Origin of the sequence: Rhodanobacter denitrificans, from assembly GCF_003335105.1 — a bacterium.
Lineage (GTDB): Bacteria > Pseudomonadota > Gammaproteobacteria > Xanthomonadales > Rhodanobacteraceae > Rhodanobacter > Rhodanobacter denitrificans_A.
Genome location: NZ_QFWQ01000013.1, coordinates 22,050 through 45,308, shown reverse-complemented (window position 1 = coordinate 45,308; position 23,259 = coordinate 22,050). Strand labels below are relative to the sequence as shown.

Annotated in this window: 20 protein-coding genes; 10 read left to right on the top strand and 10 right to left on the bottom strand. The window is 68.1% G+C overall.

Translation table 11 applies throughout. From position 1 onward, the window contains the following. Positions 1-213 precede the first annotated feature (213 nt). Positions 214-1,425 (bottom strand): tyrosine--tRNA ligase, encoded by a 1,212-nt coding sequence (gene tyrS, locus DEO45_RS16265; RefSeq protein WP_114345866.1) that lies wholly within the window; start codon positions 1,423-1,425, stop codon positions 214-216. Between the two features lie 184 nt (positions 1,426-1,609). Here tyrS and DEO45_RS16260 point away from each other — a divergent pair, with 184 nt between their 5' ends. Both DEO45_RS16260 and DEO45_RS16255 read left to right on the top strand, forming a co-directional pair. Next, complete coding sequence (locus DEO45_RS16260) at positions 1,610-3,055, top strand: OapA family protein (protein ID WP_114345864.1); 1,446 nt, start codon at positions 1,610-1,612, stop codon at positions 3,053-3,055. A 13-nt stretch (positions 3,056-3,068) separates the two neighbouring features. Then, positions 3,069-4,199 carry an anhydro-N-acetylmuramic acid kinase gene (locus DEO45_RS16255; protein WP_114345862.1) on the top strand — a complete coding sequence of 377 codons (1,131 nt, stop codon included), beginning with the start codon at positions 3,069-3,071 and terminating at the stop codon, positions 4,197-4,199. Here DEO45_RS16255 and DEO45_RS16250 read toward each other — a convergent pair. The 3 genes from DEO45_RS16250 to DEO45_RS16240 form a co-directional block, all read right to left on the bottom strand. Then, complete coding sequence (locus tag DEO45_RS16250) at positions 4,169-4,480, bottom strand: hypothetical protein (protein WP_114345859.1); 312 nt, start codon at positions 4,478-4,480, stop codon at positions 4,169-4,171. The genes DEO45_RS16255 and DEO45_RS16250 overlap by 31 nt on opposite strands. 138 nt (positions 4,481-4,618) lie before the next feature. Next, on the bottom strand, positions 4,619-5,920 hold the full coding sequence (locus DEO45_RS16245; protein WP_428992454.1) for an AmpG family muropeptide MFS transporter: 1,302 nt from the start codon (positions 5,918-5,920) through the stop codon (positions 4,619-4,621). A gap of 4 nt (positions 5,921-5,924) precedes the next feature. After that, positions 5,925-6,695, bottom strand: coding sequence for an exodeoxyribonuclease III (locus DEO45_RS16240; protein WP_114345857.1), 771 nt, complete (start codon positions 6,693-6,695; stop codon positions 5,925-5,927). 166 nt (positions 6,696-6,861) lie between these two features. Here DEO45_RS16240 and pyrE point away from each other — a divergent pair, with 166 nt between their 5' ends. Together pyrE and DEO45_RS16230 are read left to right on the top strand one after the other, a co-directional pair. After that, a complete protein-coding gene (gene pyrE / locus DEO45_RS16235) occupies positions 6,862-7,509 on the top strand; it encodes an orotate phosphoribosyltransferase (protein WP_114345854.1) in 648 nt (215 codons plus the stop codon). 119 nt (positions 7,510-7,628) lie between these two features. Beyond that, entirely contained in the window at positions 7,629-8,270 is a 642-nt protein-coding gene (locus tag DEO45_RS16230; protein WP_114345851.1) for a DUF4124 domain-containing protein, read from the top strand. A 136-nt stretch (positions 8,271-8,406) separates the two neighbouring features. On the opposite strand, the gene DEO45_RS16225 is transcribed toward DEO45_RS16230, so the two are convergent. The 3 genes from DEO45_RS16225 to coaBC are packed head-to-tail and all read right to left on the bottom strand — an operon-like array spanning position 8,407 to position 12,437. Next, positions 8,407-10,719 carry a phosphomannomutase/phosphoglucomutase gene (locus tag DEO45_RS16225; protein ID WP_114345848.1) on the bottom strand — a complete coding sequence of 771 codons (2,313 nt, stop codon included), beginning with the start codon at positions 10,717-10,719 and terminating at the stop codon, positions 8,407-8,409. A 57-nt stretch (positions 10,720-10,776) separates the two neighbouring features. Then, positions 10,777-11,235, bottom strand: a complete 459-nt coding sequence (dut, locus tag DEO45_RS16220) for a dUTP diphosphatase (RefSeq protein WP_114345846.1) — start codon at positions 11,233-11,235, stop codon at positions 10,777-10,779. After that, positions 11,232-12,437 carry a bifunctional phosphopantothenoylcysteine decarboxylase/phosphopantothenate--cysteine ligase CoaBC gene (gene coaBC / locus DEO45_RS16215; protein ID WP_114345844.1) on the bottom strand — a complete coding sequence of 402 codons (1,206 nt, stop codon included), beginning with the start codon at positions 12,435-12,437 and terminating at the stop codon, positions 11,232-11,234. The genes dut and coaBC overlap by 4 nt, the downstream gene beginning before the upstream one ends. A 96-nt stretch (positions 12,438-12,533) precedes the next feature. On the opposite strand from coaBC, the gene radC reads away from it, so the two are divergent. From radC to DEO45_RS16190, 5 genes are all read left to right on the top strand, one after another. After that, positions 12,534-13,205: a RadC family protein gene (radC, locus tag DEO45_RS16210; RefSeq protein ID WP_114345842.1), complete on the top strand. Its 672-nt coding sequence runs from the start codon at positions 12,534-12,536 to the stop codon at positions 13,203-13,205. 502 nt (positions 13,206-13,707) lie between these two features. Then, entirely contained in the window at positions 13,708-15,396 is a 1,689-nt protein-coding gene (argS, locus tag DEO45_RS16205) for an arginine--tRNA ligase (protein WP_114345840.1), read from the top strand. Beyond that, the gene (locus tag DEO45_RS16200) at positions 15,396-16,094 is read left to right on the top strand and encodes an SPOR domain-containing protein (protein WP_114345838.1); all 699 of its coding nucleotides are present in this window, start codon (positions 15,396-15,398) and stop codon (positions 16,092-16,094) included. Before argS ends, DEO45_RS16200 begins: the two co-directional genes overlap by 1 nt. Positions 16,095-16,309: 215 nt before the next feature. Further along, positions 16,310-17,080, top strand: a complete 771-nt coding sequence (locus tag DEO45_RS16195; protein WP_114345836.1) for a hypothetical protein — start codon at positions 16,310-16,312, stop codon at positions 17,078-17,080. A gap of 70 nt (positions 17,081-17,150) precedes the next feature. Next, positions 17,151-17,906, top strand: coding sequence for an SDR family NAD(P)-dependent oxidoreductase (locus DEO45_RS16190; protein ID WP_114345833.1), 756 nt, complete (start codon positions 17,151-17,153; stop codon positions 17,904-17,906). 210 nt (positions 17,907-18,116) lie between these two features. Here DEO45_RS16190 and DEO45_RS16185 read toward each other — a convergent pair whose 3' ends face one another. From DEO45_RS16185 to speA, 3 genes are all read right to left on the bottom strand, one after another. Beyond that, positions 18,117-19,298, bottom strand: coding sequence for a DUF3734 domain-containing protein (locus DEO45_RS16185; RefSeq protein ID WP_114345830.1), 1,182 nt, complete (start codon positions 19,296-19,298; stop codon positions 18,117-18,119). Further along, the gene (locus DEO45_RS16180; RefSeq protein ID WP_114345828.1) at positions 19,295-20,080 is read right to left on the bottom strand and encodes a 3-hydroxybutyrate dehydrogenase; all 786 of its coding nucleotides are present in this window, start codon (positions 20,078-20,080) and stop codon (positions 19,295-19,297) included. Before DEO45_RS16180 ends, DEO45_RS16185 begins: the two co-directional genes overlap by 4 nt. Before the next feature lie 126 nt (positions 20,081-20,206). Beyond that, positions 20,207-22,096, bottom strand: coding sequence for an arginine decarboxylase (speA, locus tag DEO45_RS16175; protein WP_114345826.1), 1,890 nt, complete (start codon positions 22,094-22,096; stop codon positions 20,207-20,209). A gap of 286 nt (positions 22,097-22,382) precedes the next feature. Between speA and speE the strand changes: the two genes are divergently transcribed. Further along, positions 22,383-23,252 (top strand): polyamine aminopropyltransferase, encoded by an 870-nt coding sequence (gene speE, locus DEO45_RS16170; protein WP_114345824.1) that lies wholly within the window; start codon positions 22,383-22,385, stop codon positions 23,250-23,252. The last annotated feature ends 7 nt before the right edge of the window (positions 23,253-23,259 follow it).

Sequence of the window (23,259 nt, the reverse complement as noted above, 5' to 3'; positions counted from 1 at the left end):
CGCTTTTTACGTCCGTCAACACCTTGAAAGAAGCTCTTCTTCGAGGTCCCGCCGGTCCGTCTGACGACGTTGGGCGACTGCGGGGCGCGAATAATACGACGTGGGATTATTTTGGCAAGCGTTTCTTCAGAAGAATCTCGTGCAAGTGCCGCAAGCGGCTGAGTTGCCCCGAGATTTCCCTTGCGCCAACGGGCGAACCAGCCAGCCCTCGACTCAGGCGGAAACGAGCCGGACCCGCGCGAAGTTCCGCTTGCCCACCTGCAGAACGCCCTCGAAGCCCGGATGGAAGACTCGCTGCGCATCCTCCACCACACTCGCGTCAATGCGCACGGCGCGCTCCTTCAGCTTGCGGTTCGCCTCGGAGTTGCTCCCGGCGAGACCGGCCGCGGCCAGCAGGGCGGCCAGCCGGATGCCCTCAGCAGGCACCGTGATATCCGCCCGTGGCAGCAGCGAGGTATCTCCTTCGCCCCGTACCACCGCCTGCCAGCCGGCGACCGCCTGCTCGGCGGCGGCCGCATCGTGGAAGCGTGTGGCCAGTTCGCGCGCGAGGCGCAGCTTGGCGTCGCGCGGATTGAGCGCGCCACCGGCGACATCCCGCTTCATCCGCGCCAGCTCGTCCAGCGTCACCTCGAAACTGAGCAGTTCGAACCAGCGCCACATCAACTCGTCGCCGATCTTCATGGTCTTGGTGACGATGTCGATCGCCGGCTCGTTGATGCCGATGTAGTTGCCCAGCGACTTGGACATCTTGTTGACGCCATCCAGGCCTTCCAGCAGCGGCATGGTCAGCACGATCTGCGGCGGTTGGCCGTGATGCTCCTGCAGGGCGCGGCCCATCAGCAGGTTGAACTTCTGGTCGGTGCCGCCCAGCTCCACGTCCGCCTTCAACGCCACCGAGTCGTAGCCCTGCACCAGCGGATAGAGGAATTCGTGGATCGCGATCGGCTGCTGCGCCGCGTAGCGCTTGGTGAAGTCGTCGCGCTCGAGCATGCGCGCCACGGTGTGCTGGGCCGCGAGCTTGATCATGTCGGCCGCATTCATCTTGCCGAACCACTCGGAGTTGAAGCGCAGTTCGGTCTTGCCGCGGTCGAGCACCTTATAGACCTGCTCGGCATAGGTCTCGGCGTTGGCCAACACGTCCTCGCGGGTAAGCGGCTTGCGGGTGACGTTCTTGCCGGTGGGGTCGCCGATCATCCCGGTGAAGTCGCCGATCAGGAAGATCACCTGATGACCCAGATCCTGGAACTGGCGCATCTTGTTCAGCAAAACGGTATGGCCCAGGTGCAGGTCCGGCGCGGTCGGATCGAAGCCGGCCTTGATCCGCAACGGACGACCTCCCTTCAGCCGTTCGGCCAAGTCTTCCCGCTTGATGATTTCGTCGGCGCCACGCGCAATCGTGGACAGCGCCTGCTCGAGCTCGCTCATGCATATCTCTCTGGAGGATGACGATGACGGGCAGCAGTCGAGGTTGTGACTGCGTCGTCAACGTTAATTGTGCGTTAACCGGGAATGTCGCGCAAACCCTTGATGGAAAAGGCGTTGACGCCATTTACACATGACCGTTATGGTACGCGCAGTTTGCGACTTTGTATCGCGGGGCGCGCAGGGCATGGCAGAAGAAAATCAGGGGGCGCGGCAAACCCGCAAGCAGGCTATCTGCCGCAAGGCGCAGCGTCGCCACTCCCGTTTCTATGAGCGTTGCGCACACTGGTCGTTCAACCGTTCGGGCGAGGTCGAACCGATCCGCTGGCACCGCGAGCACCTGGTGCTCGCCGGCACCGCACTGCTGATCACCCTGTTGTCCGGCTTCATCATGCCTGCCTGGGCCAGCGCAATGCGCCCCGCTCCCACCCCGGAACTGCATTCCTTGCTGCCGTTGGCGTTGCCCAAGGTCGCGCCGCCGGATGCCTCGGCCGCCACCGTCGACGAATGGCAGGTGGTGCGGGTGCAGCCCGGCCAGACATTGTCGGACATCTTCACTGCGCGAGGCCTCGGCATGGCCGACCTGCAGAAGGTGCTGGATGCCGCCGGCGATGCCAGATCCGCGCTGCACGGCATCCGCCCGGGAGAGGAATTCGACTTCCTGCTCGGTGCCGACGGCAGCCTCAACGGCTTCCGCTTCGACCGCGACCAGGCCAGCCGCGCGACCATACGTCTCGACGGCACGCAGCCTACCGTGGCGGTCCAGCAACGCGACATGGACCTGCGCGAGCAGGTGGCGCACGGCGTGATCCGCAGCAGCCTGTACGCCGCCGGCGACCAGGCTGGCATGGACGCGGCGATGGTGGGCAAGCTCGCCGACCTGTTCAAGTACGACATCGACTTCGTGCAGGACCTGCGCGAGGGCGACAGCTTCACGGTGATCTACGACGACATCTATCGCGACGGCGTGCGCTACGGTCAGGGCAACATCATCGCTGCGGAATTCATCAACCAAAGCAAGCGCTATACCGCCTACCGCTTCAGAAAGGCTGACGGCAACTACGGCTGGTACAGCGAGGACGGCCGGCCGATCCAGAAATCGTTCCTGCGCATCCCGGTCGACTTCACCCGCATTTCCTCGACTTTCAGCGTCGCCCGCATGCATCCGATTCTCGGCCGCATGCGCGCGCACAAGGGCGTCGACTACGCTGCGCCCAGCGGCACCCCGATTCATGCCGCCGGCGATGGCGTGATCAAGTACCACGGTTGGGAGCGCGGCTACGGCAACTTCGTGGTGATCCAGCACAGCAGCACCATCAGCACCGCCTACGGCCACATGTCGCGCTTCGTGAAAGGCCAGCATGTGGGCGAACGCGTGCGCCAGGGCGAGGTGATCGGCTACGTCGGCATGACCGGCCTCGCCACCGGCCCGCACCTGCACTACGAATTCCGCGTCAACGGCGCGCAGCGCAACCCACAGACGGTGACCTTGCCCAAGCCCGAGCCGCTGCCGGCCGCGCAGATGGCACGCTTCAAGGCCGAGGTGGTGAAGCCGCAGCTGGCGCGACTGACCGAGCTCGACGCCCGCATCAGGCTGGCGCGCGCCGGCGCCCCGGCCAACCACGACAATTGAGCGCCCGCCGCGCATGGATGACGCCTCGGCGCTTTATATCGGGCTGATCTCCGGCACCAGCGCCGACGGTATCGACGCCGCACTGATCGGCTTCAGCCGGGGCGTGCCGCAACTGCAAGCGAGCTACGCACACTCCTGGCCGGAGGATCTGCGCAGGCGGATGCTCGCGCTGGCCCAGGGCGAAGGCGCGCTTGACCTGGATGCATTCGGACGGCTGGACGTCCAGATCGGCCACTGCTTCGCCGACGCAGCGACACGACTGCTCGAACGCAGCGGCACGCCCGCATCGGCCGTCCGTGCGATCGGTTCGCACGGCCAGACGCTGCGCCACCGCCCTGCCGGCGAGTACCCGTTCACCCTGCAGCTGGGTGATCCCAATGTCATCGCAGAACGCTGCAACATCGACGTGGTGGCGGATTTCCGCCGTGCCGACGTCGCGGCGGGCGGGCAGGGTGCGCCGCTGCTGCCGGCGCTGCACGCGATGCTGCTGGCGCGCCCGGGGCACGCACGGGTCGTGCTCAACCTCGGCGGCATCGCCAACATCACCGTGCTCGGCGCCGACGGCAGCGTGTTCGGCTTCGATACCGGCCCGGCCAACGGCCTGCTTGACGCCTGGTGCCTGCGCCAGCGCGGCGAACCGTTCGATCGCCATGGCGCGTATGCCGCCAGCGGCCGCGTCGACGCCGGCCTGCTCGATACCTTGCTGGCCGACCCCTACTTCGCGCTGCCGCCACCGAAGAGTACCGGGCGCGAATACTTCCACCTGGACTGGCTGGCCACGCACGCGCCGCTCGCCACGCTGGATCCGGCCGCCGTACAGGCGACGCTGCTGGAGCTCACCGCGCGCAGCATCGCCTCGGCGATCGCACGGCACGCGCCACAGGCGGAGGAAGTGCTGGCTTGCGGCGGCGGCGTGCACAACGATGCGCTGATGCGCCGTCTCGGCGAACTGCTGGCGCCGTGCGTGCTGCTGGGCACCTCGCGCTACGGCATCGACCCGGATTTCCTCGAAGCTACCGCATTCGCGTGGCTGGCACGGCAGCGCCTGCTTGGCCTGCCCGGCAACCTGCCGGCGGTCACCGGCGCGCGCGGTCCGCGGGTGCTGGGAGCGATCTATTCCGCGCCCGCCGCGCGCCCGGCATAACCGATACTTTCCGGCGCCAGCTGAGTCGGCCGGGTCTGCGCCAGTGCGCGCAGCGCTTCCTGGAATACCCCCTGTTCCGCAGCCTCCCAATCGCCATCGAGGACGGCTAGCGCGTCGGGATCACGCAGACTCTCGCTCAGTCGCTGCGCGGCCGAGATGCCCAAGCCGTTGCGCAGCGCGTGCAGCATCACATCGTTGATTGAACACTGGCGATCCCTGGCCAGCGACCTGATGCGCTCGACGAGCAGGCTGTCGACATGCTGCAGGACCATGTCCGGCATAACCGTCACTCCATGTTACATATGCCCTGTGCCATGGATGCTTGCACAACTGCCGCCCCGGTACACGTCGCGATGACGATTTCGTGGCCGACTTGGCAATTCCGCTGTGAGCGCAACCACGCTCCGACGATCGGCGGCTCAGGCGGAGCCTTCCGCCGCGGCGCGCGCACGCTCTTCGCCGCGGAAGTAGCGCCACAGGCCGGCGAACAGCAGCATCGCCGGCAGCACCGCCAGCACCGTGATGACGAAGTAGCCGCCGTAGCCGGTAGCGGTGGCGATGCCGCCGGCGAAGAAGCCGAGCAGCTTGCCGGGCAGGTTGACCAGCGAGCTCAGCAACGCGTACTGCGTCGCGGTGTGCTGGCGGTTGACCAGCGAGGAGAGGAACGCCACGGTCGGCGGCCCCAGCATGCCCAGGGTGAGGTTCTCGCCGGAGATCACCAGGGTCAGCACCAGCAGGTTGCCGGGATGGGCGATCAGCAGCAGGTACAACAGGTTGCTGCAGCCGCACAGCACGATGGTGACGCCGAGCGGGCGCCACGCGCCCCAACGCGCCACCGCGGCGCCGCCGAGGAACACGCCGACGATGCCGATCCAGATCCCGTAGATCTTGGTGATCGTGCCGATCTCGGTCTTGGAGAAACCCATGTCGCGGTAGAACGGGCTCATGATGCCGCCGATCGTGGCCTGTTCCGGCATCTTGAACAGCAGCAGGAACAGCAGCGTCACCCCGGCCAGCACCCAGCCGTAGCGGCGGAAGAAATCGGTGAACGGATCGATCACGCTCTCGCGCATCGCGTCGCGCCAGCCCACGGCGCGTATCCGCAGCACGTCCGGCTCGCGCGCGACCAGCGTGGTCGCCAGCGGCACCGCCATCGCCAGCGCCATCAGCGCGTAGACCAGCCGCCACGGCAGGTGGTCGGCCAGGATCAGCGCCACCGCGCCGGCGAGCAGCAGGCCGATGCGATAGCCGAGCGAGTAGGTGGCGACCAGCGCACCCTGTGCCTCGATCGGCGCGATCTCGATGCGGTAGGCGTCCACCGCGATGTCCTGGGTGGCACCGAAGAACGCCACCACCAGCGTGGCGACGACGAACGGCACCAGCTGCCGCGGAGTCAGCAGCGCCATCGCGAGCAGCCCGAGCACCACGCCCAGCTGCGCGAACAGCAGCCAGCCGCGGCGCTGCCCGAGTCGCGCGAAACCCGGAATCCGCCCATGATCGAGCAGGGGTGCCCACACGAACTTGAACGCGTAGGTCATGCCGGCGCTGGCGATCATCGTGATGTCTTTCAGCTCGATGCCGTTTTCCTTCAGCCAGTACGCCAGCGTGCCGGCCACCAGCAGGAACGGCAGGCCCGAGGAGAAGCCGAACAGGAACATCGTCCATGCCGCCGGCTGCGCGAACGCCTGCCATACCGACGGCTTCGCCGGCCGGGTCGCCACCGGCTCAGTCGGCATAATCGACGGTGTACGGCGCGTGGTCCGAGAAGCGCTCGTCGCGGTAGATCGAGCAGGCCTTCAGACGCTCCCGCAAGCCTGGCGAGACGACCTGGTAGTCGATGCGCCACCCCACGTTGTTCGCACGTGCCTGGCCACGGTTCGACCACCAGGTGTATTCGACCGCGTCCGGCTTGACCGCGCGGAAGCTGTCCACCCAGCCGCGCTCCTGAAACAGCAGGTCCAGCCACGCGCGCTCTTCCGGCAGGCAGCCGGAATTCTTCTGGTTGGAGCTCCAGTTCCTGATGTCGTTCTTCGTGTGCACGATGTTCCAGTCGCCGCAGATCACGTAGTCGCGGCCGCTCTTCAACCACTGGTCGAAGATCGGCGTGATCCACTCCATCGCCTTGAACTTGAATTGCTGGCGCTCGTCGCCGGAGGAGCCGGAGGGGAAGTACAGCGAAACCACGCTGAGCTTGCCGAAGCGCGCCTCGATGTACCGCCCCTCGTTGTCGAATTCGTCCCAGCCAAGTTCGGTGAGCACCTGGTCGGGCTCGCGTTTCGCATAGATCGCCACACCGCTGTAGCCCTTCTTGCTGGTCGCGTCACGGTAGAAGCAATGGTGGCCATCGGGGCGGAACATCGGGTCGGTGAGCTGGCCTTCCTGCGCCTTGGTTTCCTGCAGGCAGACCACGTCGGCACGCTGCCGGCGCAACCAGTCGAACACGCCCTTGCTGGCGGCCGAACGGATGCCGTTGGCATTGAAGCTGATGATGCGCATGCGAACTCCTCGGGCGGCGGGTCATCATAGCAACCATGCCGGCCCGCTCCGTCGTCCGCGTGTCCGCCCGCAACGGGCTGGTCCACGGCGGCTGTACCATGGCGACCATGCCGGCCCGCAGCGCCCGCTGCCGCGGCCCCGACTTCCACCGTTTGCGAGACGATCCGTGCACGACTACCAGCGCGACTTCATCGAACTCACCCTGCGCCGCGAAGTGCTGCGCTTCGGCGAGTTCACCCTGAAATCCGGCCGCCAGAGTCCGTATTTCTTCAACATGGGCCGGATCGACTCGGGTGCCGCACTGGCCCAGCTCGGCCGCGCCTACGCTGCCGCCGTGGTGCAGGCCGGCATCGCGGTCGACATGCTGTTCGGCCCGGCCTACAAGGGCATCGCACTGGCCGCCGCCACCGCGATCGCACTGGCCGACAGCCACGGCCGCGACCTGCCTTGGGCCTACAACCGCAAGGAGGCGAAGGATCACGGCGAGGGTGGGGTGCTGGTCGGTGCACCCCTGAAGGGCCGGGTGCTGATCGTGGACGATGTGATGACCGCGGGCACCGCGGTGCGCGAATCGCTGGCGCTGATCCGTGACCAGGGCGCCACCCCGGCCGGCGTGCTGATCGCGCTGGACCGGCAGGAGCGCGGCCAGGGCGAGCGCTCCGCCGCGCAGGAGGTGGCGGCCGACTACGGCATTCCGGTGATCGCGATCACCAGCCTCGACGACGTGCTGGCATATGCCGGCGAACAGCCGCAGCTGGCGACCGAATACGCCCGCCTGCTGGCCTACCGCGAGCGCCATGGGGTGCGGCACTGATCGCGGCGTACTGGCCGACGCACTCCAGCGAACCCGGTCACAGTGGCGATCATGGCCGCCAGCGCCGCGCTAGGCAGCGCCGCGACGGCGGCTATACTCGGCTCCCCAAGGGGGAGTTCATGCGCACTACCTTGCTCATCGCCGCTACCGTCATGCTGCTCGCCGGCGTGTCCGTACACGCACAGAACAGTGGCAACATCCGCTACAAGTGGTATGACGCCCAGGGCTTGATGCATTTCAGCGACAGCCTCACCGCCGAGGCGATGAAATACGGCTACGACCTGGTCAACGACCGCGGCATGGTGATACAGCACGTGCCGCGCCAGCTGACCGCCGAGGAGCGCGCCGCCGCCAACAAGCTGGCCGCCGAACAGGCCGCCCGGCAACGGGCCGCACAGGAGCAGGCGAACGCCGATGCCCAGATGCTGTCGGCCTACCCGGATGAGGAGTCCTACAAGATCTCGCAGCAACAGGCGCTGGACACCGTCGACCAGCAGATCCACACCACCCAGATCAACCTGCGCAGCCAGGAGAAGGCGCTGACCGACCTGCTCGGCCGCGCCGCCGACATCGAGAACGCCAAGGGCACCGTACCCAGGACACTCGCCGACAGCATCGCCCAGCAGCGCAACGTGGTCGCCGGCCAGCGCAATACGCTGCGCCGCCAGCAGGCCTTGCGCGAACAGACCGTGCAGTCGCAGGCCAGGCAGCTGGCGCATTACCGCGAACTCAGGGCGGCGCAGGCGCAGCCGGCGCAGTAACGTCAGCCGGGGAACCGGCGGCGTCCTCCTTCCGCCATAGCCGTGGCGGGCATCTTCCTGTCGACGCAAGCGCCCGTTTTCCACCGCGGAAAGCGGGCGCCTGCGTGCGGACCCCGGCGACAGGGCCCGCGGCTTCTCAGAAAGGCAGCTTCAGCGCGGCGTCCACCGCCAGCAGCTGGTTGCGGAAGACCTGCTGGATCCGCTTCAGCGCGACCGGGTTGTCCGCCTCGAAGCGCAGCACCAGCACCGGCGTAGTGTTCGACGCGCGCACCAGACCCCAGCCGTCCGGCCAGTCCGCGCGCAGGCCGTCGATGGTGATCAGGCTGGCGCCCTCGAAGCTGGCCTGCTGGCGCAGCTTGTCCATGAAGCGATAGTGCTCGCCCTCGGCCAGCTCGACCTTCAGCTCCGGCGTGGAGATGCTCTTGGGCAGGGTGGCAAAAATCCCCTCCGCGCTGCGCCCCTCCAGGTCGCCGGCGATGATCTCCAGCAGCCGCGCGGCGGCATACAGGCCATCGTCAAAGCCGTACCAGCGCTCCTTGAAGAAGAAATGCCCGCTCATCTCGCCGGCCAGCTCGGCGCCGGTCTCGCGCATCTTCGCCTTGATCAGCGAATGCCCGGTGCGCCACATCAGCGGGCTGCCGCCCGCGTCCAGGATCTGCCCCTTGAGGTGGCTCGTGCACTTCACGTCGTAGATGACCGTGGCGCCAGGCTGGCGCGACAGCACGTCACGCGCGAACAGCATCAGCAGGCGGTCCGGATAGACGATCTCGCCGGAACGGCTGACCACGCCGAGCCGGTCGCCGTCGCCGTCGAACGCCAGACCGAGGTCGGCGCCGGTCTGCCGCACGGCGTGGACCAGGTCTTCCAGGTTGTGCGGGTCCGACGGATCCGGGTGATGGTTGGGGAAGGTGCCGTCGACGTCGCAGTACAGCGGCACCACCTCGCAACCAACGCCTTCCAGCAGTTGCGGCGCGATCGCGCCGGGAATGCCGTTGCCGCAGTCGACCACCACCTTCAGGCGGCGTTCTGCCAGCACGTCGGAGACGATCTTCTCGATATAGTCCGGCACCACGTCGACCTGGCGCAGGCCGCCGCCGCCGCCACCGGCCAGCGCGCCGCCGGCGATGCGCTGATACAGGTCCTGGATCGCGCCTTCGGACAACGTCTCGCCGCCCACCACGATCTTGAAACCGTTGTAGTCGGGCGGGTTGTGGCTGCCGGTGACCGCCACGCCACAGCCGGTGTTGAAGCGATAGGTGGCGTAGTACACCACCGGGGTCGGCACCGCGCCGATATCGATCACGTCGACGCCGGCCTCGCGCAGGCCCTCGGCCAGCGCGCCGGCCAGCTCCGGCCCGGACAGCCGGCCGTCGCGGCCGACCACGATTTCGCGCAGGCCCTTCTCGCCCATCAAGGTGCCGATCGACTGGCCCAGCGCCCGCGCCACGTCCCGGTTCAGGCTCTTGCCGACCACGCCGCGTACGTCGTACGCGCGAAAGATGCTTGGGTCCATGCCGGCCGGCGCGGCGACCGGCGGCGCGGCCGGCGGCTCCGGCGGTGCCGCCCGGGCCAGGGCGACCTGGCGGGCCGGCAGCGGCACGTCTGGCTCCTCCGCCTCCGGCGCCGCTTTCCAGCGCAGGCGCAGACGCAGCAGCTGGACGCCGCCGCCCAGGCCGAGCAGGGCCAGCAGCCCGCTCAGCAGCCACGACCGCGGCAACACGATGAAGGCGCCTGGCAGGCCGGCACCCACGCTGAACGCGCTGCCGGGGACCGGCTTGCCGACCGCCTCGGCCTCGGCCGAGGCGGTGCCATGCGAATACAACTGCACGTTGCCGCGATCGTCGCCCTGACGCAGGTCGAGCCGGCCGCCGGCCGGGGAAATCGCGTCGAAACGCTGCTTCAGCGGCGCGAACGGCAATTCGACCCAGGCCCAGGCCTGGGCCTGCGGCGGCGGCCCCAGCGGAATCACCAGGCTCAACCGGCGGTCGCCGCTGCCGTAGGAGACGCTCTGCGCCGGGGGCATCCCATCGGCACTCTGCGCCCCCATCAGCTGGGCCGCCTTGGCATAGCCGAACACGCGATAGTTGGCGTGCAGCACCTCGCCCAGGTCGCCGCTGTACAGCTCCAGCGTCTTCACCTGCGGCAGGCGCTGGCGCAGCGCCGCGGCGGATTGCGCCGGGGCGCTCATCAGCGCCGCCGGATCCACCGTTGCGAGCACCTTCTCGACCCCGGCGCGCTGGCTGGCGATTTCCTCGGACAGTGCCTTGACCGCCTCGTCCTGGGCCAGATGCACCCGCCGGATCGCATCGCTTTCGTCGGCGATCAGCCAGGTCTGCCAGGCGCAGAACAACCCCAGCAGCAGCAGGGCAGTGCCGCCAGCGAGGGGCAGCAGATCACGCCAGTCGACCTGGAAACCCCGCAGCCGTTCATTGCCGATGTTCAACGCCATACCCGCCCCCGCGGCTGTACTGCGGGCCGGACCGGTGCTGCCGGGCCGACCGCCTGATTATTGGACGCCGGTCGAGCCGAACCCGCCGCTGCCGCGTGCGCTCGGCGCGAAATCGGCCACGATGTTCAGCCGTGCCTGCGCCACCGGCACCAGCAGCAACTGGGCGACGCGGTCGCCCACGGCGATGGTGTACGCCTGGCTGCCGCGGTTCCAGCACGAAATCATCAGCGGCCCCTGGTAGTCGGCGTCGATCACCCCGACCAGGTTGCCCATCACCAGCCCATGCTTGTGGCCCAGCCCCGAACGCGGCACCACCAGCGCGCACCAGCCCGGGTCGCCGATGTGGATCGCGATGCCGCTGGGCACCAGCGCACTTTCGCCGGGCTGCAATGTCAGCGGCTGCTCCAGCGCGGCGCGCAGGTCCATGCCGGCGCTGCCGGCGGTAGCCGCCTGCGGCAACGGGATGCTGTCGCCCAGGCGCGGATCGAGGATCTTCAGCTCGACGTCGATCGTCATCCGCGCATCGCCCGGTAGCGTTCGGCCACGTGGGCGACCAGCCGGCGCGCCAATTCGGACTTGGCCGCGCGCGGCAGCTCCACCGCGCCGCCGGCCCAGTACAGGGTCAATGCATTGTCGGCGGCCTCGAAACCGAGGCCGTCGCCCACCTGATTCGCCGCAATCATGTCCAGCCCCTTGCGCTGCAGCTTGTCCTGCGCATAAGCGGCCACATCATGCGTCTCCGCGGCAAATCCGACCAGGAACGGGTGCGTGGTTTGCGCCGAGAGGCTGGCCAGGATGTCCGGATTCTCGCCCAGGCGCAGCACCAGGTCGCCGCCGTCGCGCTTCTTCAGCTTCTGCGCGGACACCTCCTGCGGGCGGTAGTCGCCGACGGCCGCCGCGCCGATGTAGATATCCGCCTGTACCGCCGCCTGCAGCACCGCCGCGTGCATCTGCGCCGCGCTGCGCACGTCGATGCGCCGCGCCACGCCGACCGGCGTGGCCAGACCTACCGGCCCCGCCACCAGGGTCACCTCGGCGCCGGCCTGCACGGCGGCGGCGGCCACCGCGAAGCCCATCTTCCCCGAGCTGCGGTTGCCGATGAAACGCACCGGGTCGATGTCCTCGAAGGTGGGGCCGGCGCTGACCACCACCTTCAGCCCGGCCAGCGAACGATCGCCGAACGAGGCGATCAGCGCATCGCGCAAGTCGTGCGGCTCCAGCATGCGGCCATTGCCGATGTCGCCGCAGGCCTGCTCGCCGGAGGCCGGCCCCAGGATCAGCGCGCCGTGCTGGCGCAGCGTGTCGAGGTTCGCCTGCACCGCCGGGTGCGCCCACATCTGCTGGTTCATCGCCGGCGCCAGGTACAGCGGCGCCGCACTGGCCAGGCACAAGGTGGTCAGCAGGTCGTCGGCCAGGCCGTGCGCCAGCCGCGCCAGCAGGTCGGCGCTGGCCGGCGCCACCAGGATCCGTTCGGCCCAGCGCGCCAGTTCGATATGGCCCATCGCCGCCTCGGCCTGCGCATCCCACAGGCTCACCCGCACGGGCTGACCGGACAGTGCCTGGAAGGTGGTCGGGCTGACGAAGCGTGTGGCGCCCTCGGTCATCACCACGCGCACCTCGGCGCCGAGGTCGCGCAGGCGGCGGACCAGTTCGCAGGACTTGTAGGCGGCGATGCCACCCGACACTCCCAGCAGGATGCGACGTTGGGCAAGACTCATGTAAGGCGGGCCTGACAATCGGGCAGACATGTAGCTTACCGGATTCGTTCGCGCATACCGCTGCCCGGCGGCGACAGCCTCCGGCACGGTAGGGTCATGAGCATCCGCAACTGGCCCGAGGGGGAGCGCCCCCGCGAAAAATTGCTGGCGCGCGGCAGCGGCACGCTGTCCGACGCCGAGCTGCTTGCCGTGCTGCTGGGCAACGGCAGTCGCGGCAAGGATGCGCTGGCGCTGGGGCGCGAACTGCTGGCCCACGCCGGCAGTCTGGGCGCCTTGCTGGCCCGGCCCGAGCGGCCGATCCGTGTCGGCGGACTGGGCCCGGCCAAGCGCGCGCGGATCGCCGCCGCGCTGGAGCTGGCCCGTCGCAGCCTGGCCGAACAGTTGCTGGAGAAACCCAGCCTGGGCAACCCGCGCGACAGTGGCGACTATCTGCGGGCGCGGCTGCGCCACCTGCCGTACGAGGTGTTCGGCTGTCTGTACCTCGACAACCGCCACCGCGTGCTGGCGTTCGAGGAACTGTTCCGCGGCACCGTGGACGGCGCCAGCGTGCACCCGCGCGAGGTGGTGCGAGCCTGCCTGCAGCACAACGCCTGCGCGGTGATCTTCGCCCATAACCACCCATCCGGCGTCGCCGAACCCAGTGCCGCGGACCGGGCGATCACCCACGAATTGCGCGATGCGCTGCAACTGGTCGGCGTCCGCGTGCTCGACCATCTGGTAATCGGCAGCGGCGAACCGGTGTCGATGGCCGCCCGCGGCCTGCTCTGAAACCGCCCCGCAAAAAAACGGCGTGGCACGAGCCACGCCGCGAGGCCGATTGTGGGAGGTGGGGGAGAGCGGCGTCCCCGGGCCGTGACATGGAGGGGAGTTCATGCCCCGGCCAGATCATTGTCGCAGTGCGGCATGACGAAATCATGACGCCTTCACCGAGCGGAAGTGTCGCCAAGTCTCGGGAACTTATGCACAAAACGGTGATACCGGCCCTGCCGGGCCTATCCACCTGTCGACTCTAGATTGATGTTTTAATGTATTGATATTGAAGAATAATTTCTTTTTATCACAGGGTGGCTGGCATCCACGAGGCTGCGGGGAACCGTGGCCCACGGCTTTCCCCACAGACTTATCCACAGGCGGCCTCGCGGCGGCGCATCATGATTCCGTCATATCCGGATCAACCTGCCGACCCGCGCCGTCATCGCTCATGGCGGCGCGTTTCGCCGCGGGCCGGTCTGTTAGGATTGGCGGTTCCATCACGAAACCGACCCCATCCGTGAAAGAACAGCTGCGCGAACTGGTACGGCAGGCTATCCAGACCCTGCAAGGCGCCGCCACCTTGCCTGCCGACCTCGACCTGCCCGGTTTCGTGATCGAGCGCGCGCGCAGCCGCGAGCATGGCGATTTCGCCAGCAACGTGGCGATGCTGCTGGCCAAGCCGGCCCGCGCCAAGCCGCGCGAACTGGCCGAGAAACTGGTGGCCGCGCTGCCGGCGAACACCCTGGTCGAGAAAGTCGAGATCGCCGGCCCCGGTTTCATCAACTTCTTCCTCGCTCCAGCTGCCTACCACGCCGAAGTGCACCGGATCATGGCCGAAGGCGACGCCTACGGGCGCAACGCCAGTGGCCACGGCAGGACCGTGGGCGTGGAATTCGTCTCGGCAAACCCGACCGGCCCGCTGCACGTGGGCCACGGCCGCAACGCGGCGATCGGCGACTGCCTCAGCCGACTGCTCGACGCCAGCGGCTGGAACGTGAAGCGCGAGTTCTACTACAACGACGCCGGCGTGCAGATCGCCAACCTCGCCATTTCGGTGCAGGCGCGCAGCCGCGGAATCACCCCGGACGACAGCAACTGGCCGGAGAACGGCTACCGCGGCGACTACATCGCCGAGGTGGCGCGCGCCTACCTCGACCGCGAATCGGTGGTCGCCGACGGCGAAACGGTCACCGGCGCCGGCGACGTCGACGACCTCGACGCGATCCGCCGCTTCGCCGTGGCCAGCCTGCGCCACGAGCAGGATCTGGACCTGCAGGCATTCGGCGTGGGCTTCGACACCTACTTCCTGGAGTCCTCGCTGTACAGCGATGGCAAGGTGGAAGAGACCGTGCGCGAACTGGTCGCGCACGGCCACACCTACGAGGAAGGCGGCGCGCTGTGGCTGCGCACCACCGATTTCGGTGACGACAAGGACCGCGTGATGCGCAAGTCCGACGGCACCTACACCTACTTCGTGCCGGACGTCGCCTACCACCTGTCGAAATGGCAGCGCGGCTACGGCAAGGCCATCACCGTGCTGGGCTCGGACCACCACGGCTCGCTGGCGCGGGTGAAGGCTGGCCTGCAGGCGCTCGATTGCGGCATCCCCACGGGCTACCCCGACTACATGCTGTACCAGATGGTCACGGTGATGAAGGGCGGCGAGGAGGTGAAGATCTCCAAGCGCGCCGGCAGCTACGTCACCCTGCGCGACCTGATCGACCAGGTCGGCCGCGACGCCACGCGCTACTTCCTGATCTCGCGCAAGAGCGATTCGCAGCTGGTGTTCGACATCGACCTGGCGCGTTCGCAGTCGAACGACAACCCGGTCTACTACATCCAGTACGCGCATGCGCGCGTCTGCAGCGTGCTGCGCCAGGCACCGGAGAAAGGCTTCACGGTCGACCTCGCCGCCGGCCTCGCCCACCTCGACCAGCTGGACAACGAGCACGAGCAGATCCTGCTGACCGAGCTGTCGAAGTATCCCGAGCTGGTCGAGGCCGCCGCGGCGAACCTGGAGCCGCACGTGGTCGCGGCGTGGCTGCGCGAGCTGGCCAACGCGTTCCATACCTACTACAACTCGCACCAGTTCCTGGTCGAGGACGCCGCGCTGCGCAACGCACGCCTGGCGCTGGTGGTGGCGACCCGCCAGGTGTTGAAGAATGGCCTGGATTTGCTGGGCCTCGGCGCCCCGGAGAAGATGTAATGGCAGCACGCAAGGGCAGGGGCCGGCAGGCCGTGCGCAACGGCAGCAACGGCTTCCCGGGCTGGGGTTACGCGGTCGTCGGCCTGGTGGCCGGCGCAATCCTGATGGCGGTGATGATGCGCGGCAGCCTGCTGACCGGCCTGCGCAGGGCCGACGGTCCGCAGGCGAATCCGCAGGCAACCGCCGAGCGCGGCAGCGCGCCGGGCGTGCTCGAAGCGGGCGCCGGCGACAACGCGCCAAAGAAGCCGCAATTCGATTTCTACTCGGTGCTGTCGGAGAAGGAAGTGCGCATTCCCGACGCCGAGATCAGCGCGCAGGCGCGCGTCGAGCAGCAGCAGAAGCAGCAGGCGGCGCAACTGCAGGCGCAGCAGGCAGCCAAGCCGGCGCCGGCGAACGTACCGGCCACGGTCACCCAGGACGTCACTGCGGCACCGGCCAGTGCGGTGCCGCAGCCCGCTACCGGCAGCGGCTACCTGCTGCAGGTCGGTGCGTTCCCGAATGCCGCCGACGCGGAGACCCTGAAGGCCAAGCTCGCGCTGCAGGGCTTCGTCGCCAACGTGCAGTCGGTCAGCATCGGCGGGCAGACCTACAACCGCGTACGGCTGGGCCCGTTCCGCTCGGCCACGGAACTGGAATCGACCAAGCAGCGCCTGGCCGGCGCCGGCATCAACGCGATCGCGCTGAAGGAAGGCCACTAGGCTTTTACCCGTCCAGCTGCACTGAAACCTCAAGGCCGCGCTCACAGCGCGGCCTTTTCATTGACCTTCCAGCTTAAAAAAATGTGAATCCGGCCCATCGCCGCCTTCACGTCCTGCTTCGCCGGTGCCGCGCATCGTTGGCAGCCATCGTCCACCATTTGACGATCAGGGGATGTCCTGTCCACGCAAGGGGCAAGTGCCCAGGGGAGGTTCGTATGAAGAACAGTACGGTCTGGCCGGTGCTGGCGTTTGCGCTGTCATGTGCCACCGCGCAGGCGGCGGACGATGTGCGTGTCATCCGTGATTTCACCGACACCGTGGCGCCCGCGGACCAGCAGGCCTACGAGGCCGGTACCAGGAACTTCAACCAGTGCCTGCACCAGCACGGCTTCAAGTACCACTGGACCGCCTGGACGCACCAAACCGGCGACACCTACAGCTACTCCTACGTCTCCGACCCGGTGCCGTGGGCCAGCTTCGACGCGATGGACGCCGCGGTGAAGGCCTGCCTCGGCGTGATCAAGTCCGACGTCAACCCGCACCTGAAGAGCGAGACGAGCGCGTTCTTCCGGGCGATGCCCGAGATGACCCACATGCCCAAGGGCATGAGCATGGCGCCGCCCCCGCTGATCGAGGTGATCTACTTCCGGCTCAAGCCCGGCCATGAGCCCATCGCGACCTTCGAAACCGTGGCGAAGAAGATTGCCGCCGCCGCCGAGAAGACACAGTGGCCGCACTACTTCCAGATCGGCCGGGTGCAGGACGCCGGTGATGGCGCCCCCGATTTCATCGTGGTGCTCCCCGCCAAGAGCTGGGCGGACCTGGGCGCGGAAGCGAATCCCGATCTCTGGAAGATGGTCGAGAGCGTATACGGCAAGAGCGACGCCGACGCGATGCGCAAATCGCTCAATGCCGTCACCACGCAGCAGTCCTCGCACGTGGACAGCTACAACGCGGAGCTGAGCTACATCGCCTCCGGCAAGTGAGTGATGCCGCGCGATCCGGACGGCCGCCAGCACGCTCGCCCGGATCCGCGCCCGCACTACACTGGCACGCATGACAACCATGACTGCCTGGATCACCGGCGCCACCTCCGGGTTTGGCGCCGCCGCCGTGGAACGTTTCGTGGCCGGCGGCTGGCGGGTGATCGCCAGCGGTCGGCGCGCCGAACGGCTGCAGCCGCTGGTGGACCGCCATGGCGCGGAGCGCGTGCACACGGCGGCGTTCGACGTGCGCGACGAGGCGGCGATGCGCGCAGCGCACGCGGCCCTGCCGCCCGCGTTCGCCAACATCGACCTGCTGGTCAACAACGCCGGCCTGGCGCTGGGCACCGCGCCGGCACAGCAGGCGGACCTGGCGCAGTGGAAGCAGATGATCGACACCAACGTCACCGCCGTGGTGACGCTGACTCACCTGCTGCTGCCGCAGCTGATCGCGCGCCGTGGTGCGATCGTCAACATCAGCTCGATCGCGGGCAGCTACGCCTACCGCGGCGGCAACGTGTACGGCGGCACCAAGGCCTTCGTCACCCAGTTCTCGCAGAACCTGCGCACCGACCTGCACGGCACCGGCGTGCGGGTGAGTTCGATCGAACCGGGCATGGCCGAGACCGAGTTCACCCTGGTACGCACCGGCGGCGACCAGGCCGCCTCCGACCAGCTCTACGCCGGTAGCCACCCGATCACTGCCGGCGACATCGCCGACACGATCTGGTGGATCGCCAACCTGCCGCCGCATCTCGACATCTGCCGCATCGAGGTGATGCCGGTCAGCCAGTCGGCGGCGGGGCTGCAGGTCGCGCGGGACAGTTGAGCGAATCGCGCTGGCCTCAAAGCTCGTCATTCCAGCGCCAGCTGGAATCCAGTGACTGCGACCTGAAGCGCAACGGCGCTGGATCCCGGCTTGACCAGCCTCCGGCTGTTGAAAAGCGCTTCGCCGGGATGACGGCGCTTGCGGCGAGGCTATTCGATGTTCCCCTGGGCAGCTGCCGCTCAACATCGGACCCTTGAACAGGTGAAAGCGCTAACCCGCCTCGCCGCGATGCACGTCATGCGTCACGAAGGGGTGTTCGGGATCGGGCGCAGCCAGCCAGTGCGGATGTGCCAGCGTGTGACGCATGTCGTCCAGCCCGCTCTGCCAGTGGCTGCACATGCTGGCGGCGCTGAATTCGTAGTCCTTGAAATGGCCTTCGTGCGGCCGATCCCGGTAGATCAGGTGGATCACGTTGGTCAGCGCCGCCGCCGCGCGCGCCTCGGCGTGGCGGTACGCCGGATCGTTGCGGCGGTCGGCCGGCACCAGCGCCATCACGTCGTGCAGCAGCCGGCGCTGCTCCTGCGTGCGGCGCATGAACTCGGTGACCAGCCGGGTGCGGCTGGAGTACTGGATCTCCTTGCTGCGCTCGGCCACGTCGGCAAGGTCGCGCGGCAGCGCGCCGCGAGCGCTCCACAGGTCGACCTGGAACACCAGCGTGTCGCAACCGGGACGTTCGCTCAGCACCTCGTACAGCGGGGTGTTGGAGACCATGCCGCCGTCCCAGTAGAACTCGCCGTCGACCTCCACCGCCGGGAAGCCCGGCGGCAGCGCGCCGGAGGCCATGAAGTGCTCGGGGCGCAGGCGTTCGCGGCGATTGTCGAAGTAGGCGAAGTTGCCGCTGCGCACATTCACCGCGCCGACCGCCACGCGCATCGCCCGCGGGTCATTGAGGCGGTCGAAATCGACCAGCCGCTCCAGCGTGGCACGCAGCGGCGTGGTGTCGTACCAGCTCACGTTGCCCGGCGCGGCGTGCCCGCCCAGGAACGGCGGCGGCTGGCGCGGGTGGAAGAAGCCGGCCTGGCCCTCGGTCATCGCGCGCCAGGCAGCCAGGCCGCTCAGCCCGTTGAGCCATGAGGTGGGCCACGCCACCGCGTCGAACCAGGGGAGTGCCGGCGTAGCCGGCCACAGCGGCGGGCGGCAGATCGCTTCCCAGAACTCGCGCAGCCGTTCCACCCGTCGCTCGGGCGCGTTGCCGGCGATGATCGCGGCGTTCAGCGCGCCGATCGAAATGCCGGCCACGCGCGTTGGCTGCAGGCCGGCTTCGTCCAGCGCCTCGAATACGCCGGCCTGGTAGGCGCCGAGCGCACCGCCGCCCTGCAGCACCAGGGCGATGGCGCGGTAATCGCGGGCCGCCATCTCCGCCAGCGACGGCGCCGGATCAGGATTGGTCACTGCATGAACCAGCCGTGGCTGACCACGATGCTCTGGCCGGTCAGCGCAGCGGATGGGAAGGTGGCCAGGTACAGCGCGGTCTGCGCGATGTCCTCGACGGTGGTGAACACGCCGTCGACGGTGTCCTTCAGCATCACGTTGCGGATCACCTCGTCTTCCGTGATGCCCAGCTCCTTCGCCTGCTCGGGGATCTGCTTCTCCACCAGCGGCGTGCGCACGAAGCCGGGGCAGATCACGTGCGAGCGCACGTTGTGCGGCGCGCCTTCCTTCGCCAGCGTGCGGGCCAGGCCGAGCAGGCCGTGCTTGGCGGCAACGTAGGCGGACTTCAGCTTCGAGGCCTCGTGCGAGTGCACCGAGCCCATGTAGATCACGATGCCGCCGCGGTCGCCCTGGTACATGTGCTTCAGCGCGGCCTTGGTGGTGAGGAAGCCGCCGTCGAGATGGATCGCCAGCATCTTCTTCCAGTCGGCGAAGGCGAACTGGTCGATCGGGTTGATGATCTGCACGCCGGCGTTGGAGACCAGGATGTCCAGACGGCCGAAGGCGGCGACCACCTTGTCGGTGCCGGCATTGACTGCCTCCTCGCTGGTCACGTCCATCGCCACGCCGAGCGCCCTGCCGCCGGCCGCGTTGATCCCGGCCGCCACCGCATCGGCGGCCTGCTGGTTGATGTCGGCGATCGCCACGCTGGCGCCGTTCTTCGCGTACAGCTCGGCGATCGCCTTGCCGAGGCCGCTGGCCGCGCCGGTGATCAGGGCCACCTTGCCGTTGAGACTTGTCATGGGCTGCTCCTTCGGAGAGGAATGGGGGAGACGCGGCCACGTCAGTGCGCCCGTCCACCGGATTGTAGGCACCGCCGCGACCGCCGCCATCGGACCTTGGGCCAGGCCCGTGCCACCGTCATGCCATCAGCGCACGTCCTCGGCCAGGTAGGTGTACGCGGTGAGCCCGCCATCGAGCGCGCCGTACAGCTGCGCGGCTTCGGCGCCGGTCACGCCCGCGCCGGCGATGCGCTCGCGGTAGCTCCGGCGCAGCGCCTCGAGGTCGTAGCCGACATAGTCAAGCATGAGGTCGGTGGTGTCGCCGCGGCGTATATGCGCGAAGGTGAAGCTGTCGCCGTCCACGCGCACGTTGACCGCATCGGTGTCGCCGAACAGGTTGTGGATGTCGCCCAGCGTCTCCTGGTAGGCGCCGACCATGAAGATGCCGAGCCGGTAGCTTTCGCCATTCCGCAGCGCGTGCAGCGGCAGGCTGACGTCGACGCCCTCGGCGTCGACATAATGGTCGATGCGGCCGTCCGAGTCGCAGGTGAGGTCGACGATCACGCCGTGCCGCGCCGGCCGCTCGTCCAGCCGGGCGATCGGCGCGATCGGGAAGATCTGCCCGATCGCCCATACGTCGGGGATCGACTCGAACACCGAGAAGTTGACGAAGTACTTGTCGACCAGCTTCTCGTCCAGCTCGTCCAGCGCCTGCCGGTGCGAGCGCTCGGCGGGCAGCAGGCGCGTGCGCACGGCGTTGGCGATCGCGTAGTACATCTCGTCCAGTCGCGCGCGGTCGGCCAGCGCGAGCTGGCCCAGCGCGTACAGCGTCTGGCCTTCGCTGAGGTGGTGCTGGGCTTCGTGGAACAGTTCCAGCGCGGGGCGCCGGTCCAGTTCCTCCCAGGTCTCGCGCAGCCGGCGCAGCACCGCCGGCTCGTCCGCGCACGGCGGCGGGATCGCACCGGCGGGCACCGGCTCCACCTCGGTCACGTTGACCACCATCACCGCGTGGTGCGCGGTCATCGCGCGACCCGCCTCGGTGAGGATGTGCGGCGCGGCCAGCCCTTCGGCTTCGACCGCCTCGGCCAGCGACTGCACGATGGTGGCGGCGTATTGCTCGATCGAGTAGTTGATCGAGTTGTGGCTGCGCGAGCGCGAGCCTTCGTAATCCACGCCGAGGCCGCCGCCGACGTCGACGATCTCCAGCGGCACGCCCATCCGGCACAGCTCGACGAAATAGCGCGTGGCCTCGCGCATGCCGTTGGCGATGTCGCGCACGTTGGAAATCTGCGAGCCCATGTGGAAGTGCTGCAGCTTCAACGTGTGCTTGAGGCCGGCCGCGTCAAGCCGCTCGATCAGTGTCAGTACCTGGTTCGGCGACAGGCCGAACTTGCCCTTGTCGCCACCGGTGTTCTGCCACTTGCCGGCGCCGATCGAGGCCAACCGCACGCGCACGCCGAGCAATGGCTCCACGCCCAGCGTGTTCGCCTCGGCGAACACGTGGTCCAGCTCGGACAGCTTCTCGATCACGATGTGCACGCGCAGGCCGAGCCTGGTGCCGATCAGCGCCAGGCGGATGTATTCGCGGTCCTTGTAGCCGTTGCAGATCACGATGGAACCCGGCCGCGCCATCGCCAGCACCGCCATCAGCTCAGGCTTGGAGCCCGCCTCCAGGCCGAAGCCGTGGCTGCCGGCGGCGACCAGCTCGCCAGCCACGCCACGCTGCTGGTTCACCTTGATCGGGTAGATCGCGGTGTAACCGCCGGCGTAGTGCCACTCGCCGATCGCCTTGGCGAACGCGCCCTGCAGCCGCGCCAGGCGGTCGGCCAGGATGTCCGGGAAACGCACCAGCAGCGGCAGCCGCAGGCCCTCGGCACAGGCGCGCTCGACGATCCGCGGCAGCGACAGCGCCGGGCCGTACGCGCCGCGCGGGCGCATCACGATCTCGCCGGCATCGTCCACGTCCACGTAGCCATCGCCCCAGTGCGGCACGGCGTAGGTATGACGGGCGGTGTCGACAGTCCAATGGTTCGCCATCAGCGTTGCTCCTCGTGCAAACGAATGATGTCGTCGCAGCGGCGAGCCTTGACGCTTTCAGCTCTACACGAGCACGAGCCCGAGCGACCGGAAGCCTCGCACGCCGCGGGGCCGATCGGGCTTGTCGGCGGCCGGCGCGCTGCGCCGGCCATGCCGGGGCGCCATTGTAATGGGCGGTTGTGACGATATGCGCAAATCGCCGCCGGGGGCTCTCGGGACGTTCACCGCCGTTGCCGCTACAATTGGCGGTCTTTGTCCTTCCACCCGGTTCGCCAGGAACACCCCCATGTCGCAGCAGTCCACGTCGAACGAAGCCCACTGGTTCACCGAGGCCCACCAGGCTTCCGGTTCCTCCATCGGTTTCCGCACCGAGCAGCTGCTGCACGCGGAGAAAACCCCGTTCCAGACCATCGAGATCCACAAGACCACCGACTGGGGCAACCTGATGGTGATCGACGGCTGCGTGATGCTGACCAGCCGCGACAACTTCCTCTATCACGAGATGATGACCCACCCGGCGCTGTTCACCCATGCGCGCGCCAAGCGCGTGGTGATCATCGGCGGCGGCGACTGCGGCACGCTGCGCGAAGTGCTCAAGCACGAGGAAGTCGAGCATGCGGTGCAGGTGGAGATCGACGAGCGCGTCACCCGCCTGGCCGAGCAGTATTTCCCAGAGCTGTGCGAGGCGAACGGCGACCCGCGCGCCGAGTTGCTGTTCATCGACGGCATCAAGTACATGGCCGAGGCCGATCCCGACTCGCTGGACCTGATCATCGTCGACTCGACCGACCCGGTCGGGCCGGCCGAAGGCCTGTTCAACGCCGCGTTCTACACCAGCTGCCACAAGGCATTGCGCCACGGCGGCCTGCTGGTGCAGCAAAGCGAATCGCCGCTGGCGCATCTTGAACTGATCAAGTCGATGCGCTCGGCGATGCGCACCTCCGGCTTCAGCGCGGTGAAGACGCTGCCGTTCCCGCAGCCGTGCTACCCCACCGGCTGGTGGAGCTGCACCATGGCGCGCAAGGGCGGCGACCTGTCCGGCTTCCGCGAGCGCGGCGCCAGCGCCAAGAACTTCGCCACCCGCTACTACAACGCCGAGATCCACAAGGCCGCGCTGGCCCAGCCGGAATTCATGCGCGAGGCGCTGGGCGAATAAGAGCAAG

Coding starts and splice junctions, on each gene's coding strand:
- tyrS (WP_114345866.1), bottom strand. CDS start 1,425: ATGAGCGAGCTCGAGCAGGCGCTGTCCACGATTGCGCGTGGCGCCGAC.
- DEO45_RS16260 (WP_114345864.1), top strand. CDS start 1,610: ATGGCAGAAGAAAATCAGGGGGCGCGGCAAACCCGCAAGCAGGCTATC.
- DEO45_RS16255 (WP_114345862.1), top strand. CDS start 3,069: ATGGATGACGCCTCGGCGCTTTATATCGGGCTGATCTCCGGCACCAGC.
- DEO45_RS16250 (WP_114345859.1), bottom strand. CDS start 4,480: ATGCCGGACATGGTCCTGCAGCATGTCGACAGCCTGCTCGTCGAGCGC.
- DEO45_RS16240 (WP_114345857.1), bottom strand. CDS start 6,695: ATGCGCATCATCAGCTTCAATGCCAACGGCATCCGTTCGGCCGCCAGC.
- DEO45_RS16230 (WP_114345851.1), top strand. CDS start 7,629: ATGCGCACTACCTTGCTCATCGCCGCTACCGTCATGCTGCTCGCCGGC.
- DEO45_RS16225 (WP_114345848.1), bottom strand. CDS start 10,719: ATGGCGTTGAACATCGGCAATGAACGGCTGCGGGGTTTCCAGGTCGAC.
- dut (WP_114345846.1), bottom strand. CDS start 11,235: ATGACGATCGACGTCGAGCTGAAGATCCTCGATCCGCGCCTGGGCGAC.
- coaBC (WP_114345844.1), bottom strand. CDS start 12,437: ATGAGTCTTGCCCAACGTCGCATCCTGCTGGGAGTGTCGGGTGGCATC.
- radC (WP_114345842.1), top strand. CDS start 12,534: ATGAGCATCCGCAACTGGCCCGAGGGGGAGCGCCCCCGCGAAAAATTG.
- DEO45_RS16200 (WP_114345838.1), top strand. CDS start 15,396: ATGGCAGCACGCAAGGGCAGGGGCCGGCAGGCCGTGCGCAACGGCAGC.
- DEO45_RS16195 (WP_114345836.1), top strand. CDS start 16,310: ATGAAGAACAGTACGGTCTGGCCGGTGCTGGCGTTTGCGCTGTCATGT.
- DEO45_RS16190 (WP_114345833.1), top strand. CDS start 17,151: ATGACAACCATGACTGCCTGGATCACCGGCGCCACCTCCGGGTTTGGC.
- DEO45_RS16180 (WP_114345828.1), bottom strand. CDS start 20,080: ATGACAAGTCTCAACGGCAAGGTGGCCCTGATCACCGGCGCGGCCAGC.
- speA (WP_114345826.1), bottom strand. CDS start 22,096: ATGGCGAACCATTGGACTGTCGACACCGCCCGTCATACCTACGCCGTG.
- speE (WP_114345824.1), top strand. CDS start 22,383: ATGTCGCAGCAGTCCACGTCGAACGAAGCCCACTGGTTCACCGAGGCC.